Annotated in this window: 14 protein-coding genes and 1 riboswitch; of the genes, 12 read left to right on the top strand and 2 right to left on the bottom strand. The window is 37.4% G+C overall.

Annotation, left to right across the window (positions count from 1 at the left end; all coding sequences use genetic code 11):
* Window positions 1-225 precede the first annotated feature (225 nt).
* From AC6HZ4_RS07760 to AC6HZ4_RS07775, 4 genes are all read left to right on the top strand, one after another.
* A complete protein-coding gene (locus AC6HZ4_RS07760) occupies window positions 226-1,896 on the top strand; it encodes a PAS domain-containing sensor histidine kinase (protein WP_497494405.1) in 1,671 nt (556 codons plus the stop codon).
* 442 nt (window positions 1,897-2,338) lie between these two features.
* The gene (locus AC6HZ4_RS07765; RefSeq protein WP_497494406.1) at window positions 2,339-3,883 is read left to right on the top strand and encodes a DUF4084 domain-containing protein; all 1,545 of its coding nucleotides are present in this window, start codon (window positions 2,339-2,341) and stop codon (window positions 3,881-3,883) included.
* Between the two features lie 268 nt (window positions 3,884-4,151).
* Entirely contained in the window at window positions 4,152-4,913 is a 762-nt protein-coding gene (locus tag AC6HZ4_RS07770; RefSeq protein ID WP_497494407.1) for an IclR family transcriptional regulator, read from the top strand.
* A 44-nt stretch (window positions 4,914-4,957) separates the two neighbouring features.
* Window positions 4,958-5,036: riboswitch (ZMP/ZTP riboswitch) on the top strand.
* Between the two features lie 193 nt (window positions 5,037-5,229).
* Window positions 5,230-6,429 (top strand): phosphoglycerate dehydrogenase, encoded by a 1,200-nt coding sequence (locus AC6HZ4_RS07775; protein ID WP_497494408.1) that lies wholly within the window; start codon window positions 5,230-5,232, stop codon window positions 6,427-6,429.
* Window positions 6,430-6,685: 256 nt separating this feature from the next.
* Here AC6HZ4_RS07775 and AC6HZ4_RS07780 read toward each other — a convergent pair whose 3' ends face one another.
* The gene (locus tag AC6HZ4_RS07780) at window positions 6,686-7,072 is read right to left on the bottom strand and encodes a hypothetical protein (protein WP_497494409.1); all 387 of its coding nucleotides are present in this window, start codon (window positions 7,070-7,072) and stop codon (window positions 6,686-6,688) included.
* Between the two features lie 309 nt (window positions 7,073-7,381).
* On the opposite strand from AC6HZ4_RS07780, the gene AC6HZ4_RS07785 reads away from it, so the two are divergent.
* From AC6HZ4_RS07785 to AC6HZ4_RS07795, 3 genes are all read left to right on the top strand, one after another.
* On the top strand, window positions 7,382-8,665 hold the full coding sequence (locus AC6HZ4_RS07785) for a cation:dicarboxylate symporter family transporter (protein WP_497494410.1): 1,284 nt from the start codon (window positions 7,382-7,384) through the stop codon (window positions 8,663-8,665).
* Window positions 8,666-8,691: 26 nt separating this feature from the next.
* On the top strand, window positions 8,692-10,128 hold the full coding sequence (aspA, locus tag AC6HZ4_RS07790) for an aspartate ammonia-lyase (protein WP_497494411.1): 1,437 nt from the start codon (window positions 8,692-8,694) through the stop codon (window positions 10,126-10,128).
* Window positions 10,129-11,229: 1,101 nt separating this feature from the next.
* Window positions 11,230-12,162 carry a response regulator gene (locus AC6HZ4_RS07795; protein WP_497494412.1) on the top strand — a complete coding sequence of 311 codons (933 nt, stop codon included), beginning with the start codon at window positions 11,230-11,232 and terminating at the stop codon, window positions 12,160-12,162.
* 182 nt (window positions 12,163-12,344) lie between these two features.
* On the opposite strand, the gene pdxR is transcribed toward AC6HZ4_RS07795, so the two are convergent.
* Window positions 12,345-13,757, bottom strand: coding sequence for a MocR-like pyridoxine biosynthesis transcription factor PdxR (pdxR, locus tag AC6HZ4_RS07800; RefSeq protein WP_497494413.1), 1,413 nt, complete (start codon window positions 13,755-13,757; stop codon window positions 12,345-12,347).
* 116 nt (window positions 13,758-13,873) lie between these two features.
* Here pdxR and AC6HZ4_RS07805 point away from each other — a divergent pair, with 116 nt between their 5' ends.
* From AC6HZ4_RS07805 to AC6HZ4_RS07825, 5 genes are all read left to right on the top strand, one after another.
* Window positions 13,874-14,833 (top strand): proline dehydrogenase family protein, encoded by a 960-nt coding sequence (locus AC6HZ4_RS07805; RefSeq protein ID WP_497495639.1) that lies wholly within the window; start codon window positions 13,874-13,876, stop codon window positions 14,831-14,833.
* Complete coding sequence (locus AC6HZ4_RS07810; RefSeq protein WP_497494414.1) at window positions 14,830-15,753, top strand: DMT family transporter; 924 nt, start codon at window positions 14,830-14,832, stop codon at window positions 15,751-15,753. Before AC6HZ4_RS07805 ends, AC6HZ4_RS07810 begins: the two co-directional genes overlap by 4 nt.
* 297 nt (window positions 15,754-16,050) lie before the next feature.
* Window positions 16,051-17,385, top strand: coding sequence for an NAD-dependent malic enzyme (locus tag AC6HZ4_RS07815; RefSeq protein WP_497494415.1), 1,335 nt, complete (start codon window positions 16,051-16,053; stop codon window positions 17,383-17,385).
* A gap of 315 nt (window positions 17,386-17,700) precedes the next feature.
* On the top strand, window positions 17,701-18,291 hold the full coding sequence (locus AC6HZ4_RS07820; RefSeq protein WP_497494417.1) for a TetR/AcrR family transcriptional regulator: 591 nt from the start codon (window positions 17,701-17,703) through the stop codon (window positions 18,289-18,291).
* Window positions 18,292-18,380: 89 nt separating this feature from the next.
* The gene (locus tag AC6HZ4_RS07825; protein WP_497494418.1) at window positions 18,381-19,757 is read left to right on the top strand and encodes an MFS transporter; all 1,377 of its coding nucleotides are present in this window, start codon (window positions 18,381-18,383) and stop codon (window positions 19,755-19,757) included.
* Window positions 19,758-19,789 lie beyond the last annotated feature (32 nt).

A 19,789-nucleotide genomic window follows, 5' to 3' on the forward strand; every position in this document is an offset into this window, starting at 1 on the left:
GTTTTTTCCTGTACAATTTAGAATTCATGCTTTCCTTGATATAAAAACTCCTTTCAAGGAGAATACATTAAAATAGTTAAAATTTTTGTGCTATAATCAATAACATTCTATATATTACCAGTTTTTTATGAACTTATAATCTTATAATATGTAACAAAAACGAGTATTAAAAATTTGAAGTCTGAAGCTATAATAAGTTTTTGTTCAATGGAGAAAGGGGCTATTATGCAGAACAATGTTAGTTGCAGTAAGAAAGTTGCATACAAAATAGCAGCTATTTATATGTCACTATGTGTTATTTATATTGCTACAACAGATTGGATATTGTCAAAGTTTCATATACTTGATGTTCTTTGGATAAGTACTGGTAAGGGGATTCTCTTTGTTATTGCAACAGGAATCTTATTATATAAATTAATTCAAAAAAATATTAAAGGTATTGAGGATCGTGAGCAGCATCTAGATAGTCTTATTGATAATATGCCAGATTTTGTTAGCTTTAAAGATGGAGAAGGAAGATGGATTAAAGCAAATAAGTTCGCCATTCAATTATTTGCACTCGAAAATGTTCTATTTCAAGGAAAGCGGGATTCTGAATTGGGGATAATGTCCAATTTTCATCAGGAGGAATTCATATCCTGTGAAAAGTCAGATGAAAAGGCATGGGAAAATGGGAAACTTATCCGTTATGAAGAAGTGATTCCACAGCCAAATGGAGAGCATAAGATTTTTGACACTATCAAAGTGCCCCTTTTTTATACCAATGGTCAAAGAAAAGGACTTATAGTAATTGGAAGGGATGTTACAGAGAAGAAAAAAGTAGAACAACGCTTGAAAGATAATGAACAACTTTATAGATCGTTATTTGAAAATAATACAGATGCAATCATTCATTTAGATTTAAATGGGAATATTTTAGCTGTTAATGAAGCAACTGAGAGAATAACAGGATACCGTAAAGAAGAGTTAACCGAAAAATCTTTTGCAAATTTTGTGGCTAAAGAAGACTTGAATAAGGTTTCAAAACACTTTGCAGAAGTAGGCAAAGGAAAGTCCTCAAGAATAGAAATTAGAAGTATTCCTCAAAGTGGTTATTACATGCTGTTAAGTGTAAAGAGTGAACCTATTATAATAAATGACCAAGTAACAGGTATTTTTGCAATTGCTAGAGATATTACAGAATTAAAGGAAAAAGAGGAACTTATAAGGAAATCCGAAAAGCTTTCTATTGTGGGTGAATTGGCTTCCGCTGTGGCGCATGAAATTCGAAACCCTCTAACATCCTTAAAAGGTTTTCTCCAATTACTTGAATGTCAGGCTGCTGAGAATAAAGAATACTTTAACATTATGTTATCAGAAATAGAACGCATCAATTCAATTGTTAGTGAATTTATGATTCTTTCCAAGCCTCAAGCCATTACCTATCAAAACAAAAATATTACGTCTTTACTCATAGATGTGATAACTTTACTTGAAACAATAGCTATCTTAAAGAATATAGAAATTATAAAGGAGTTTGAAGAGAACATTCCCCCTGTCAAGTGTGAGGGAAATCAAATAAAACAGGTATTTATAAATATTTTTAAGAACGCAATAGAAGCTGTTCCAAATAGCGGTAAAATCTCTATTAGGGTTAAACAATTGAGAGAAGATAGAGTATGTATTAGTTTTACTGATAATGGGTGCGGTATCCCAAGCGACTTAATGCCGAGACTGGGAGAACCCTTTTATACAACAAAGGAAAAAGGGACAGGTTTGGGTTTAATGGTCAGTTATAAGATTATTGAAGAGCATCGGGGACATATAAAAATAAAAAGCGAGATGAATAAGGGAACAAGGGTAGATATTATACTTCCGACTTCTATTGAAGGAATCCCGTTCAGAAACGAAGTCTAAGGTTGATTATCTTGGCAGGTTCCTCTTGATTCTCCCTGCTGCTTAGTCTTGAATGGGAAGAAAAAGACTATAAACAACAGCTGTTTTTTGGATTTTTAAACCGCCTTTCATTCGGCGGTTTATTTATTTTTGATGAACTTAGTGATGTTCACTAACATTTCAGTTGTTACCTTATTTGAAAGCTAAAGTGTCAATAGCAGCCTTCTCGACTTATTTCTGTAAGGTTTTTCAAGCCAAAAATTTCACCGTTTTTTATGGAAATAATACCTCAATGAAATTTTTTCTGATTTTTGGTACTTTTAAAGTGAATTCTTATATAACTAACACCTCTATTGAAGCTTTCATTTTTTGATAGTTGTTTAAAATACATATCGATGCAACATTTTTTCAATTTTAGGATGCACGGTACTTTTTTAGAGAAATAGTAAAAGGGGGAAGTTCTTTGCAAAATGTACGGTTTCAATATAGTGCACGTACGGTTGGTACATTCATCATTTTTTATACAATATTTTACTATATATGGATTTGGTGCTGGAGGCATCAAGAACGGATTAAGATAATAGGAGGGGATTTTTTTTCAACTGTCAGTCCTCTTATTAGTTGCATTCTACTTTTTTCCACCTACAAGAACGGAGGATTAAACCAAAAGAAATTTTGGTTATATATGGGGATAGGTTTTTTTTGCAACTTCATAGCTGAAGCGTTATTTAGTTATTATGATATAGCTTTACATCAATTAGATCCCTTCCCGAGTTGGGCTGATGTATTTTATATACTCCAAATTATTTTTCAGTTTATTGCTATTGGGTACGTAATTACCAAGAATAAAGGGAAGTGGAAATCCACTCGTATCATATTTGATATTGTCGTTATGATGATAATTGCTTGTACCGTTAGCTGGCATTATATTATGCAGCCGATTTATAATAACACAAATTTATCTGCTCTAGAAATGATCATATTGTTATTTTACCCAATTAGCGATTTAGGGATATTTCTAGGGATCTGGAGTTTATATATATTGGCTAGGGGAGTGTTACCGCGCAAAACGATCTATATTCTCATTAGCAGCTTTTTTATAAATATAATTCTTGACTCCATTTACTTATTCCGAGAGAGCCATGGTCTATATCAATCAGGTGAGCTAACGGATCCTGTTTGGTCATTTACGACTCTTTTATTAGGCTTCTCTAGCTTATTTGTCCTAGAGGGAGAGCCTGTACAGCCAATGAATCCTAAAAAGGATGCATTCCAAAGAAGCGACAAATTAATCCCCTTATTTAGTACATTATTTCTGTCTATTTGGTTACTTATTCAAGTTCCGCAAAGGGACGATTGGTTTATTAGTAGTGTCATATGTTTCATTCTACTAGCATTTAGACAATATTTGACCATACAAGATAATCATACATTAATCAATCTTTTTGTAGAATCAGAGAAGAAGCTGCATTTCACTATACAAGAGCTGCAACAGATTAACTCCCTTCGAGAGAAGGAAGCAATGACAGATTATCTGACCGGCCTGTGGAATCGGCGGTATATACAACAAGCTCTTTCAGGGTTAGGGACACAGGCTGCTCAAGATGGGAATATATTTTCCTTGGCGCTTATCGATATAGATCACTTTAAGAACATAAATGATTGTTATGGACATGATACAGGAGACGCAATTCTAGTGAAAGTTGCAGAAATACTTTGTCAATCGGTAAGAAAAACGGATATTATTGGGCGTATTGGAGGGGAAGAGTTTATTGTGCTCTTTCCTTATACTGACCTCGATGCAGCAACTAGTATTAGTGAGCGAATTCGTTTAGCTATTCAAGAAACTGAACTGCAGTTCTTGGGCCATAATATAAAGACCACAGTGAGTATCGGCTTAACATATTGGAAAAAGGGAGATGAGTACAGCACATTATTACGAAGAGTCGATGAATGCTTGTATAAGGCAAAACACTCTGGAAGAAATCTTGTAGTAACTTATAGCTGAGCCCTCTAAAGTGCTTTAGAATCTTCTTATTACTGATAAATTAATGAAATGATTAGAAACGACAAGGGCCTTGTCCTCTGTGGTATTGGGAATCATCTGCCTTAAACAGAAAACGATTATTATCGTTATTTTAAGATTTGAGATTATTGCATGTTTCCTCATCAGTATGCTCTGCAATTCTTGTGTTTATGTCGAAAAAATATATAATAAATTACATACTATATATTTTACATCGGCATGTTTCAGATCAACTAAGGAGGAATTTTTAGTGCAAAGTAAGAATAAAACAGTGATAAAATCTATGGACCTCCTTAATCTCTTTTTAACATACCCTAAGCTAACTTTTAATGAAATGATCAAACTTTCTGGGATTCCGAAGACATCTGTTCATCGTATGCTTGGCTCACTTGAGGACATGGGCTTTCTCGATAAAGATGAGGATGGGAAATACTCACTCGGGCTATTATTTTTGCAATTTGGGCAATTAGTAGCAGAACGGCTGGATATCCGGCAGGCGGCATTACCGATTATGAGGGCGCTTCGGGATGATGTTGAAGAAGCAGTTCATCTAATTATCCAAGATGGAAAAGAAGCAATTTATATCGAAAAGTTAGATACAACACAGTCAGTGAGATTGTATACGGCAATAGGCAGAAAATCACCTCTTTATGCTGGGGCATGTTCGCGAATTATTCTTGCTTTTTTACCTGAATACGAACGGGAGCAATACCTAAATGATATTGATTTGAAACCGATTGGATATGGGACGATTACGGATAAAGAGAGGCTTCGTTTTATATTGGAGGAAACTCGAAAAAATGGATATACGATCAGCAACTCAGAGCTTGAAAACTATACAACTTCAGTAGCCGCTCCCATTTTTAACCATGAAGGCCATGTCATCGCGGGTATTAGTGTTGCAGGTCCGGATATACGTTTTCAGGAAGAAAGGTTACCTGAATTAATTCAAAAGGTGAAAAAAGCTGCTGAAAGCATTTCGGCAAAATTAGGACATAGACCTACTAAATAAGGGTTGAGGATTGCTGAAGAATTTGATATGATAAAAGAAATGAAAAGACTATGTGTAACTGGCGAAACACGGATAACCGTGAGGGAGCACATAGTGACGTAGCCGTTCGCCTGGGCAGAGGTAAGGGAAATATCCCTTACCTCTTTCTGTTTATAAGGAGAGGATATTGAAGCTGATAGTAATTTTTAAATTTCATTATTTATAGTAAGTCGAGATCTTCATAGATTTTGGACAGCAGCAGGTTTCCTTGCTTAAAATCTTGTGAATGAATTTAGCGATTTGAAAAATATCATCAGTAAAAAGAGGAGAGAGCAGTATGAGCACAATTCTTTTAGAAAAAGTAAAAACAATCAAAACATTAAATAATATTGCAGAAAGCGGACTAAATGTATTCAATAAGGATGGCTTTACAATCGACAATGACAGTGAAAATCCTGATGCCATTGTTGTTCGCAGCTTTAATATGCATGCAATTGAGTTCGGCAATAATCTAAAAGCAATCGCACGGGCAGGAGCGGGTGTTAATAATATTCCGGTTGATAAATGTACAGAACAAGGCATTGTTGTTTTTAATACTCCTGGTGCCAATGCTAACGCTGTAAAAGAAATGGTACTTGCTTCATTAATCGCTTCATCCCGTAATCTTTTTGCCGGTGTGGCATGGACAAAGACATTAGAAGGTGAAGGAGAACAAATTCCGAAGCTTGTAGAAGCAGGAAAGAAACAATTTGTTGGAAAAGAAATTAAAGGAAAAACTCTTGGCGTAATCGGATTAGGTGCGATCGGTGCGCTTGTAGCAAATGATGCACTTGATTTAGACATGGATGTAATTGCGTTCGACCCGTTCATCTCCGTCGATATAGCTTGGAATTTATCCCGCAATGTACAGCGTGCTATGACGATTGAACAGCTGTTTGCTAACTCCGATTATATTACTGTACACGTTCCGTTAACTGATGGCACAAGAGGAATGTTTAACGAAGAAGCTTTTAGCATCATGAAGCCAGACGTTCATATTTTGAATTTCTCACGCGGTGAGCTTGTGAATGAAGCGGATATGGAAGCTGCACTTGAAAGTGGAAAAGTTGGTAAGTATATTACAGATTTCCCGAATGAAAAAGTGTTGAAAATGAAAAATACAATTCCAGTCCCGCATCTTGGTGCCTCTACGAAAGAGTCAGAGGAAAACTGTGCTATTATGGCGGCTCGTCAGGTGAAGGAATTTCTAGAAACAGGAAATATCAAAAACTCAGTGAATTTCCCAAATACTTCTCTTCCTTACGTAGGAAAGCGACGTGTCGCAGCTTTCCACAAAAATGTTCCTAATATGGTTGGGCAGATCACATCGACTATATCAAGCTATAATTTGAATATCGCTGATATGGTAAACAGAAGCCGAGGGGAATATGCGTATACGATGATTGACATTGACAATGAAGTAAACGGCGATATCCTTCCTAGCTTAGAGGAAAAGATCAAACAAATTGAAGGTATCGTTACAGCGCGTATTATCTAAATAATAGTTTAATTGTAACGTTTAAATAAGATTATCGTATAGTTTACAACACATACAATCACTTAGAAGAAAAAATAAAACAGAAAAGCTGTCCCAAAAAGTTCCTTTTCAATATGACCTTTTGGGACAGCTTCCTTTTTATTCATTATTTATAAATCTTCTTGAATTAAAGCGCCTTTTACGTTAACAAGATTTCTTGCAAGAAAAAATAAAGGTAAAAGACAACAAATAATAGGCAGTATGCAGTTACAAAGAATTATCGGGAAGGTTTTTTCTCCAATATACTTTTAAAGTTATCTCTATAATAAAACAACATATAACTATAAAGAATGATAAGAATTACTACTAAAAGAAGCAGCGAATGATCTAGGAAAAAATGAAGTAAGAAAATGTTGGCTACGATTGGAGATAATATTGCAAGTGCTAATGGGACAAACAGATTCATTAAAAGTAAAACTCCACATAGGATCTCCAAAGACTTTTCAACAATTAATAAATATTTAAATTCGAATAATGCCATCGCCTCAGGACTAGTTGCTATAAACGGTTCAAGTCCAAAAATAACAAAATAACCGTTTGCACCTGCAGCTAGGAAAATAACTCCTAATAAAAGCCTGGATATATGTATAAATATGTTAGCCAATTTCTACACCCCCTATTAAAATCTATTCAGAATAAATTTATTATAACCCTAAATGGAACAATTTGGTGAAAATCCCTTGATGTTTTAATGTATGTCCGTTTTAGAGCTGTTTTAGGTAAATACCTATTAAAATTCATATTCATCAAAAATTTAAAATTGAGTTTGTTACAAAAAATCAAATTTTTATTCTGGCTTTTTTGTAGTTTTTTGTTTGATTATGTAGATCTGACTATAGATTAAGGGTACAGCTTGTAATACATTCTGATATAGATAAAAACAGGCTTGTGAAAAAACAAAGGGGGGAGTTTTATGAAGAAAATTGGTTTGGGGACCCAAATTTTTATTGCACTTGTACTTGGAGTTATTGTTGGTATCGTTTTTCATGGCAACGAAGATGTAAGCGTTGCCATACAACCGATTGGGGATATTTTTATCCATCTCATTAAGATGATTGTGCTGCCAATTGTCATCGCTGCATTAATAGTGTCGATAGCTGGTGTAGGTGACATTAAAAAATTAGGGAAATTAGGCGGTAAGAGTATTCTTTACTTTGAAATAGTTACAACAATTGCGATTGCAATGGGATTATTGGCGGCAAATCTATTTCAGCCAGGCACAGGTTTGGATACGGCCAATGTTGAGCAAGGTGATATTTCAAAGTATGAACAAACAATGAAAACGACGGAAAATCCTAGTGTGGCGGATATTATTGTTCATATTGTTCCGAAAAATGTATTTGAATCTGCCGCTCAGGGTGACTTACTTCCAATCATCTTCTTTTCTGTTTTGTTCGGATTAGGAGTTGCAGCGATAGGTGAAAAAGGAAAGCCGGTTCTAGAATTTTTTGAAGGCGTATTAGAGGCGATGTTTTGGGTAACAAATTTAGTTATGAAATTTGCTCCATTTGGAGTATTTGCACTCATCGGGGTGAACGTTGCTAAATTTGGCGCAGCTTCATTAATCCCTCTAGGGAAACTAGTAATTGCTGTTTATGTAACAATGGCACTCTTTGTGTTAGTTGTTCTTGGTGTGATTGCGAAACTGTCCGGGACAAGCATTTTTATTCTTCTGAAGGTGCTAAAGGATGAGATTGTTTTAGCATTTACAACAGCTAGCTCTGAAGCAGTGCTGCCGAGAATTATGGATAAGATGGAGAAGTTTGGCTGCCCAAAATCAATCACTTCTTTTGTGATTCCAGTTGGCTATACATTTAACTTAGATGGTTCATCCATTTATCAAGCTCTAGCTTCCCTTTTCGTGGCGCAAATGTATGGGATCGATTTATCAATCTCGCAGCAGGTTACACTATTACTTGTGCTGATGCTTACATCAAAAGGAATGGCTGGTGTTCCGGGTGCGTCGTTTGTGGTTATTTTAACAACACTTGGCGCTATGGGACTTCCTCTAGAAGGCGTTGCTTTCATTGCCGGTATTGACCGTATTTTGGATATGGTTCGAACAGTAGTTAATGTAATAGGGAATTCTTTGGCGGCAATCGTCATGTCAAAATGGGAAGGCGAATTTGACCAAGAAAAAGCAAATGATTATGTGAAATCATTTAAAGAGGCTAATAAAGAGTCTCATGTAGCATAATTTCATTGAGCATAGGAGGAAATATTATGTTATCTACTAATGGAAATACTGGTGTACGAATAGAAAGGGATTTTTTAGGATCAAAAGAAGTACCAGCGGATGCCTATTATGGGATTCAAACGCTGCGGGCAGTTGAAAATTTTCCGATTACAGGCTATCGTGTTCACGAACAGTTAATTAAAGCATTAGCGATTGTCAAAAAAGGGGCAGCCTTAGCTAATATGGATACTAAACGTTTATATGAAGGCGTGGGTAATGCTATTGTTCAGGCAGCAGAAGAAGTAATAGAAGGTAAGTGGCATGAACAATTCATCGTTGATCCTATTCAAGGCGGAGCAGGAACATCCATGAATATGAATATGAATGAGATCATTGCTAACCGTGCACTTGAATTACTTGGAAAAGAAAAAGGCGATTATATGCATGTAAGTCCCAATAGCCATGTGAATATGTCACAATCTACAAATGATGCCTTTCCAACTGCGATTCATATTGCTACTCTTCACTTAATTGAAGAATTATTAGATACGATACAGGATATGCTATCAGTTTTTAAAAAGAAGGCAGAACAATTTGATCATGTAATTAAAATGGGACGAACACATCTGCAAGATGCCGTGCCGATTCGTCTCGGTCAAGAATTTGCAGCCTATAGCCGCGTTTTAGAGCGTGATATTAAACGTATCCAACAATCACGTCAGCACCTATATGAAATAAATATGGGGGCAACAGCAGTTGGTACAGGTTTAAATGCGGATCCCCGCTATATCGAAAATGTGGTCAAGCACATAGCAGATATTTGCGGAATGCCGCTTACTAGAGCTGAGCATCTTGTCGATGCAACTCAAAATACGGATGCTTACACTGAGGTATCTGCAGCGTTAAAAGTATGTATGATGAACATGTCCAAAATCGCAAATGATTTACGTTTAATGGCATCCGGTCCTCGTGCAGGACTTGGGGAAATCACATTACCAGCCCGTCAGCCAGGTTCATCTATTATGCCAGGAAAGGTTAACCCGGTCATGGCTGAGATGATCAACCAGGTAGCTTTTCAGGTGATTGGAAATGACCACACTATTTGTTTAGCTTCAGAAGCAGGGCAGCTTGAACTAAATGTAATGGAGCCTGTACTTGTTTTTAACCTGCTTGAATCTATCAGCATAATGAACAATGCATTTCGTGCGTTTACGGATTACTGCCTAACAGGGATTGAAGCAAATACGGAACGTTTAAAAGAATATGTTGAAAAAAGTGTAGGAATCCTAACCGCTGTTAATCCTCATATTGGATATGAAGTAGCTGCGCGTATTGCAAGAGAGGCCATTTTAACAGGTAAACCAGTACGTGAATTATGCTTGCTGTATGATGTGTTAACAGAGGAAGAGCTCGATCTTATCTTAAACCCTTACGAAATGACAAACCCGGGCATTTCCGGTGCATCACTTTTCGACAGGGAATAACATAATAAAATCCTTTTAAAGAAAACTCGCCGATTGGCGAGCCGTTAGGCGAAGACAGAGGCGTAGTTGCACTTACACTTTATTCCTAAAGTTTCCTACTGCGTCGAATCATCTCCTAGCTGGAAACTTATACTTTCTTAAAGTGTAAAAAGGATTTTTGCTGCGGGAACCTTCTATGAAATTGGAGGTTCCCATTCTTAGATGACAAGCGAAGCAGTATAGACATCTAGATGGATATGAATCCTGTAAGGAGAGGTTGTCTTTCCATTTTCAACATTGTATAATTTTTTTAATTAAACTTACTGTACTGATCAACACATCTGCTATTTCAAACGTATGATTGGTTTCTTTATCTCAAAATAGACGAAAATAGGCAGTTCTCAGCTCAACAGAAAGCTGTCTATGCATAACGAATCTGACATGGGTAGTATTTACCTGTGTTAGATTCGTTGTTTAGGTTTATGTATGTTAAAAAATGCTGGAAGTGAAGTGCTTGCAAATCAACTGATTTTTAAAAAAGGATTTATATGTTTTCATATTTATTATAGTTGCTGTTCCATTCGCAGGAGAGTTGAAGTTTTATCCTTTTCATGATATGTTCCGTGTCAGTTTAGTGTACACCTATTTTTTCCTTTCGGGTTGGGCTAGACTGGCTTATACAAGACCTTTTGGATTTTGTCACTTCTGTTCAAGTGCGCTATCCTGCTTCAATTTATTATTTCATATACTCGTTTCTGTTTTATATACTAAAAAAGAATCGGTTTCATCATCGTCCTTGGATTATTGGGGGATTAGGAGTTACCGTTGCAATCATATCTAGTTCAACTGAACTAATGTTTCGATATATGGCTGTTGGAGACTTCCTTACTCTGCCAAAGCTAATCCAAATCTTTATAATTGCTATTTTCCGCAGCTTTTTTGTGCTTTCCGTCTTTAGTATAATGGAGTTATATGAAGGGCAACTGAGACATCGGCCTTTCGTATGTACACGAATTACAGAGGAGCTCAATGGATTAGTTACTCTCCAAAGGATTTGAAACATAACGGAAACGCTTTCATAAAAAATTCCGGTATATAGCCTATTTGAAAGAAGGTAAGTCTATGCATTTTTATATAATAGATGATGATGAAGTACATCGTTCCATGTTGACACAAATAATTGAGGATGAGAATTTGGGAGATGTTGTAGGGGAAGCCGAAGACGGCTCCATGTTGGATAAAAATTTAATAGCTTTAAAGTATGTGGATATTCTATTTATTGATTTGTTAATGCCAGTTCGTGATGGGATTGAAACAATTCGCTCTCTACGCGGGAAATTCTCAGGTAAAATTATCATGATTTCACAAGTAGAATCAAAAGAGCTGATTGGGGAAGCCTATTCACTTGGTGTTGAGTATTATATTACGAAACCTATCAACCGTATTGAAGTATTAACTGTTATCCGAAATGTAATGGAACGAATTCAGCTAGAAAAGTCTATTTCTGATATTCAAAAAACATTAAATAATATATTGAGCTTCCAGCACCCAAAGCAGGAAACGGCACATGCATTGAAGCAAAGCAGCATCGTAACGGCTGGAGAGTTTCTCTTATCTGAATTAGGCATCGTTGGTGAAAGCGGCAGTAAGGATTTACTGGATATTCTGCAATATTTAGATCAATACGAACAATCTCCTGGGTTTGAGCAGCAATTTCCGCCGCTCAAAGAGATTTTTGTGCAAATCACCTTAAAAAAAGTAGGGGTATCTGCGGCACAAATTGATATTCAGCGAGAGGTAAAAGCCTCTGAACAGCGTGTACGAAGGGCAATTTACCAATCATTAAATCACCTAGCATCGCTCGGCCTAACAGATTTCTCAAATGCCAAGTTTGAAAATTATGCTTCTAGGTTTTTTGATTTTACGATTGTGCGTAAGAAGATGACAGAGCTGCAAAGGAATCCCAAAGTTTCTGCTTCCAGTACGCGGATTAATACGAAGAAATTTATTCAGGTCCTTTATTTCGAATCGAAGCGCCTCATGTCAGAGGATTAACGGAAAAGGTTAAATATAGAATCCATAATCGGATTCTATGTTTAGCTTTTTTATTTTTGGGATCCAGCACACATTTTAACGAAAATATACGCTAAGCAAATTTCAGCATAAAACGAGCAGATTTTTTCTAGTGTAAAAAACCTGCTCGTTAATTTTAAGTTTAGAAGTTGGAGGTTTATTCGTTAAAAAGAGTATATACAGGATATTGCCTTATGCAGCCTGCTTACGCCTTCTTTTATATCTTCATTTGTTAAATGCCCATAACCCAAAATAATTCGGTTATGATGCTTTCCTTTTTCAATGGCGTGGTCTTCCACAGGATATACTTTCACTCCAAGTTGTTGAATTTCCTCAAGTAATTCTTTTGTGAATTGAAACTGATTGAATTCAGCAATCAGGTGTAACCCTGTAGAATAACCGAAAATATTGATTTGATTCGAGAATGCGGATTGTAATTGATGAATTAGGAAGTCCCTTCGCTTTTTATAAATTTTCTTCATCTTCGTAATATGCCGTTCTAAATAACCTTCAGCAATAAATTGAGCAAGAATAAGCTGATCTAAAGAAGGGGTATGTAGATCCGAAAACCATTTTAACCTGCGGCATTTTTCAATAAGGTGTGAAGGAAGAACTAAATACCCCATTCTAAGGGCCGGTGATAAGATTTTGCTAAATGAACCAATATATAATACACGATCCGGATCCAATCCCTGTAATGAACTTACAGGTGAGCCTTCATATCGAAATTCACTGTCATAATCATCCTCAACAAGATAACAATTTGTTTTTCTCGAGTAGTTAATCAATTGGACCCGTCGTTGAATCGGTAACGCCGCACCTAAAGGAAACTGATGGGAAGGAGTAATAAAGATGAACTTGGGATTTTTATTTAAAGGCAGCAAGGATGTATCCATCCCATTCTCATCAACTGGTATAGGATAAAGGGAGGCCCCTGAAGCTTTAAAAATTATTTGAATGTCATTGGTGATAGGATCTTCTATTAGCACTTCGTCACCCGGTGATAAAAGTAACTTAGAAACAAGTGTTAAAGCTTGAGTTGCACCGGAAGTAATCACCAACTGTTCTGGATGACAAAAAACTCCTCTTGTTTTCAGTAAATAGCGAGATAAAGCCTCTCTCAATTCCGGACGCCCTTCGGGAATATCGTATCCAAACGTAGAAGGAGGCGCTTCATTCCATATGATGTGAGACAACTTTGCCCATGCCTTACGTGGAAATAAGTCCAATGCCGGTATTCCTGAACGAAAATTAATGATGTTACTGTCTTTGTTTGTTTTTTCGTACCAAGATAAAGAATCAAGCAGAGGTGCTTTTTTATGTTTTTCTAAATATGTTCCTTCAGCAATAAATGTTCCTGAACCTCGTCGAGCAACCAAAAAGCCTTCGGCAAATAGTTGATCATAAGCTTCTAAAATTACATTTCTAGACACTTCTAGCTCAGAAGCTAGTTCCCGCGTTGATGGCAGTTTTTCTCCTGATTGCAGCTCTCCATTTAAAATTCGTTCTCTTATTTGTTGATAAACCTGACGAATTAAAGGTATATCTGATGATCGATCAATAGGTATCCAAAGCATATATATTTTCCTTTCATAAAAGTGGTACTGTTAAAATTTGTATGAAATGGTACTAATACAAACCATTTTAGCATGCTACAGTTAGATCAAACAGTTCTAAAGGAGATGAAAATATGATGACGAACCCAGAAATTCAAGTAGCGCAAGCACTTAAATCGATTGCACGTAATGAACATATCAAATCCTACATACAACAATCCACTGAGCTCTATGCATTATTATTACAAGGTGCAAAACGCTTTGTCACCGGAGAAACGAGACATGAGGGGATTGCAATAGCAAAAGAATTGATCACAAAAGGTTATCTTACTTCACTGGAATACATAGGGGAAAATACAAAGGATTTGGAGGAATGTTATAAAGCAAAAAATGAGTTTTTGAATCTTATTAAGAGCATAGGTGCTCTGTCTACAAAACAAACGGTATCACTCGATTTATCGCATATCGGGTTGTCTGTAAATCCGGAAACAGCTTATATCCATTTAACAGAGTTAGCAGAGAGGGCAAAAACGGATGAAATTACGCTCATGATCAGTATGGAAGAATCATCTAAAACAGATGAAATTCTTTCCATCTATAAAAAAACAACTGAGCAATATCCTAATGTAGGGATAACGATCCAGGCGCATTTATATCGTTCAGACAATGATATTCAAGAACTCATTCATTATCCAGGAAAAATACGAGTTGTAAAAGGTGCCTATCAAGAAGCTTCGGATATTGCTATGCCCAGGTCAACTGATTTAAATCAACAGTTTCTTCAACTTGTAGAACAATTAGTTGAAGCCAACCATTCTGTATCTATAGCAACACATGATGAGACACTTATTCGGGAAATGGAGCAACGTCAATATATTAATAACCCCCATGTAGAAATTGAAATGCTCTATGGGATACGGCCTGATTTGTTAAAAGAATTAAAAAACAAAGGGTATAACTCTAGAGTATATTTGACTTACGGGAAAGAGTGGTACTTGTATTTATGTCATCGGATAGCTGAATATCCAGAAAATCTGTATCGTGTAGTGACGGATATGATATATTCATCTTCAACAAAGAAGGAGCAGGAATATTGAATAAATATTTAATTCCAAATTTAAAAATTACTTTGGCTATGGTTATTGTGGGAAGCTCAGTCGTAGCAGGTAAATTAATTGTTCAAAGTTTTCCTGTATTCGTAGCATCCGAACTAAGATTTCTTATCGCAGCCATTATTCTTGTTCCGTTGCTGATAAAATTTGAGGGAATACCTCCTATTAGTAAAAGAGATTTTTTCATCCTCTTCTTACAAGCATTATTTGGGGTATTTTTATTCAATATTTTTATGTTATATGGACTGAAATTAACTACAGCCATTGAAGGTGGAATTATTACAAGTATAATTCCGGCTGTCACTGGGGGACTTGCCTTCCTTCTCCTTAAGGAAAAATTAACAAAGAACATCGGTATAGGAATTATACTAGCCATTTTAGGGACATTAGCAATCAATGTTTTCGGATCATTTTCAAATGCGGCACACGGTTCCTCACATGTATTAGGGAATTTGCTTATTTTCAGTGCTGTTATTAGTGAAGCATTATTTATCATATTAGGGAAACTTGTCGCGCAACAAGTGAGTGCTCTTGCCATTTCAACAATTGTCAGTGCTTTTGGTGCTATCTTATTCTTACCGTTTTCGCTCTACGAGAGCAGTCGGTTTCATTTTGAAAAGGTATCCATTTCAGAGTGGGGGCTGCTATTCTATTTTGGTATCGCTGTAACGGTTATTGCTTTTATTCTTATGTACCAAGGTGTCTCAAAAGTTCCTGCAAGTACAGCTGGAGTATTAACAGGTGTTTTGCCGATTAGCAGTATTATTCTTTCTATCCTTATATTAGGTGAAAAAATCTCCTTGTTTCACCTTGTAGGAATAGGATTGATATTCACAGCGATTTATTTGATTTCAAAACAACCGTCAGAGAATACACAAGCTCAAAGCTTAGGAAAAGAAGTTTAGAGAGATCAAGGAAGGAGTATTGAGATTGAACATAGTAAGTCGCGTTATTCGATCTCAAAAACATTCCTTTTATTGGCAGGGAATGAAAGAAAGGCCGCCGAGAACATTTACGTTTTCAGCGGTCTTTTTCATTCAATGTTCTATATCTCTCCCTATGCATTCCGCCCCCTATCTGATGCCATATCTCGAATTAAAATATTCTTGTTAGATTATGTAGAGTTTTGTTGTTCTGCGTATTTCGAGCTGTATATTATAAACAAGCAATCTTGAATCGACAGCAGCGGGAGGTAATACATTATGACTAGCAAACAAATCATTCGTACTTTGATGGTAGAAACGCCTTCTATCCCTGGCAGTCTTGGGAAAGTAGCAACGACAATCGGTCTTGCAGGAGGAGATATAGGGGAAATCGAAACAATAAAGGTAGGTCCTAATTACACGATACGTAATATTACTGTTCAAGTCGATCATGAGGAGCAGATAGAGGAATTAGCGAGTGCCCTCTCCCGATTAGCAGGAGGCATTCGGCTTCATACCGTCTCAGATGAAGTCCTTCACGCACACGAGGGAGGAAAAATTCATATGAAGAGCAAAGTAGCTCTTCAATCATTGTCTGACTTGAGACGGGTCTATACTCCGGGTGTGGCAAATGTTTGCCGAATCATTGAAGAAGAGCCGGATAAGGCAAGAATTTATACGAGTATTGGCAACTCGGTAGCCATTGTTACAGATGGGACCGCGATTCTCGGTCTCGGGGACATCGGCCCTGTTGCCGGAATGCCGGTTATGGAGGGTAAGGCTGTTCTCTTCGATCAATTAGCCGGAATTAACGGAATTCCTATTCTTCTAAATACGAAAGACCCAGATGAAATTGTACGTACGGTGAAACATATTTCACCCGGGTTCAGTGGTATTTTGCTCGAAGATATTGGCTCTCCGCATTGCTTCGAGGTCGAAGAGCGGCTTAAGAAGGAGTTAGACATTCCGGTTATGCATGATGACCAACATGGAACTGCCGTTGTCACCCTGGCTGCAGCGATTTCGGCATGTAAAAGCGCCGGTATTGACTTGAAAAAAGCGCAAGTAGGACAGATTGGCCTTGGAGCAGCAGGATTAGCGATCTCACGAATGCTTATGGCGTATGGAGTAAAGGATGTATTTGGTGTAGACAAGTGTCCGGATGCGAAGATGCGGTTAGAGAACTATGGCGGCCATCCAGTCGACAGTATTGAAGCGTTAATGAGCAGCTGTGACATTGTTATCGCAACTACAGGTGTACCTGGACTTATTCAAAAGCAATGGGTACGCCCAGGGCAAGTGATTCTAGCCTTATCTAATCCAAAACCAGAGATCGAACCAGAATTAGCCCTGCAGGCAGGAGCTGCTTATGCAGCAGACGGCCGCTCTGTTAACAATGTTCTTGGTTTTCCTGGTATCTTTCGCGGCGTGTTAAATGCAGGGGCGAGGGACATCACCCATTCTATGCTAGTTGCTGCAGCTGAGACAATCGCAGCGTGCACCAAACCAGGGGACTTGGTTCCGCATCCTTTAGATTTACATGTTCATAAAATGGTGACAGAAGCCGTAGAAAGAGAAGCTTTTCTGCATAATGAAGCAGATATGCGAAAGTAAGGATACAAAGTATGAAATGCCTCCTGAATCAATTAAAAAGGTAAAAAAAAGACGATGGAAATATTTATAAAAAATTAAAATATAAAGAAAAATAATCTCCCGCCTGAACTGGGAGATTATTTTTTTAAAAATTTAAGCTCCAAGTCCTCCATATTATTTTTGGTTGCACTAGGAGTTTAGATATACGAACCACATGGTATAAATAAATTTATTTGTGCCGAAAGTGACATTTATCTTGACAAATTTGTAATAACTGGAATAGAATGCAATTAAAATGACAGTCAGTACTGACAGTCAACGAGAAGGGATGAGAGTATGAGCAGCAGTAATAATTTAAGTAACGATGATAAGCTGTTGTTGGCAGCAATCGATCTAATAGCGGAGAAAGGTTACAATGGTGTATCCACCCAGGAAATCGCTGCTGCGGCGGGTTTGAGTGAAAAGACACTGTTTCGCCGCTTTGGAAGCAAACAAAACCTTCTCGAAACAGCATTTGATCGCTTTCATTATGGTGAAGAGATGACAAAACTTTTTAACGAGAAGCTCATATGGGATTTGCAAACAGACTTGCTCCTGATCAGCCGAACATATCATGAAATTATGAATCGCAATCGGAAAATGATTATGATTAGCATCAAGGAGGAAGGCAATTTACCTGGATTTCGAGAAAGAACACAAGAGCAGCCGCGACAGTTGCTTGAAATTTTGAAAAATTATTTTACAGCTATGTATGAGAAAGGAAAACTGATTCGAACGGACCCAGAGCTGCAGGCATTGTCGTTCATGATGATGAATTTCGGAGCATTTATGAACAACCTAGATGCCGATAATAGCTTTCCAACTGTGTCCTTGGAGAAATTTATAATGGAGAGTGTACAGACTTTCACTAGGGCTTTGACTCCCTAGTTTTTTCACCAGTATTATGACAGTCAGTACTGACTGTCAATCATCTTTTTTAAAATAAAAAAGAATTAAAAGAAGGGTGATAATGGAGAATGGAAACAGAAGTTTCACAGCAAACAGGAGAGAAATTAATGCGTATTGTGATGTTCACACTTGCTCTTTCAGCGATGAGTGTATTGATGTTCAACTTCGTACTTCCTGAGATTAGTGTGACGTTTCATCTTAACACTGCACAGGTAAGTTGGGTCACTTCATCGTATGCTCTGATTTACGGGATAGGAACGGTTATTTACGGAAAGCTGGCAGACCGCTACAAGCTCAAAAATTTACTGACGTTTGGATTGTTATTTTTTGCTTTTGGTTCACTGACTGGCCTCGTCTCCCAAACTTTCTGGATGGTGCTTGTCGCAAGATGTTTGCAGGCAATAGGAGCCGCTGCTATCCCAGCAACAGCTATGCTTATCCCATTGCGCTACTTTCCTCCTGAACAGAGAGGTTCAGCTACGGGTACTGCGTTCGTAGGTTTAGCTATTGGCAGTGCTCTTGGTCCGGTTATTTCTGCATTAATTCTAAGTGTTATGCATTGGCGCTGGTTATTCTGTGTACCCCTCCTCATCTTAATCACGTTGCCCTTTTACCGTAAATATTTAGGGGATGAGAAAGGCAGCCCTAGTAAATTTGACTGGATAGGAGGAGTTTTACTAGCTGTGACAGTGGCTTTGCTGCTTTTAGGTGTGACCAATGGAGCAGGCTGGTGTATGATTGGAGGTCTGCTCGCTCTGGCTTTGTTTATAGTACGAATTCGTTCCGCTGCAGAACCGTTTGTTCAACCGGAGCTCTTTACCAATAAGAGCTATTCTCTCTGGCTAACGATAGCTTTTCTAATAAGCGGAATTGGTTTTTCCCTTTATTTTCTAAGTCCATTGCTTTTGGCTCATGTACATCAGCTGCCACCGAGCTGGATCGGTTTTATAATGGTTCCTGGTGCAGCAGCCTCAGCCATTCTTGGGAGAAAAGGCGGTAAGCTTGCTGACTTGAAAGGGAATTCATATCTTTTCTTTGTTGCATCTGGATCGCTATTAGCCTGCTTTGTTTTGCTTTCCACCTTTACTGGAATATCTCCCGTATTCATTGCTATCTTTTTGGTTTTGGGCAATGTAGGGCAAACCTTTATGATGATTGCGATGTCTAATTCAGTCCGGATGACATTACCAAAGGAACAGGCCGGAGTAGGGATGGGGCTTCTGTCAATGTTGAATTTCATTGCGGGGGGAATGGCTTCAGGGGTTTATGGTAAAGTGGTGGATCTTGACCCCGCTGTCCATTGGAACCCAGTAAATATATTTCCAAATGGTACTATTTATAGCAATATATATTTGGTTCTTGCTGCTTTGCATGCCAGCATTCTGTTGTTTTACTATTTCCAGTTTGGCAGAACAAAGAGAAAAAGCATTCAGTTGGAAGGCTGAAGGCTTAGTGGGCCTATTACCTAATAAGAAAG

The sequence above is a fragment of the Ectobacillus sp. OTK genome, from assembly GCF_059698935.1.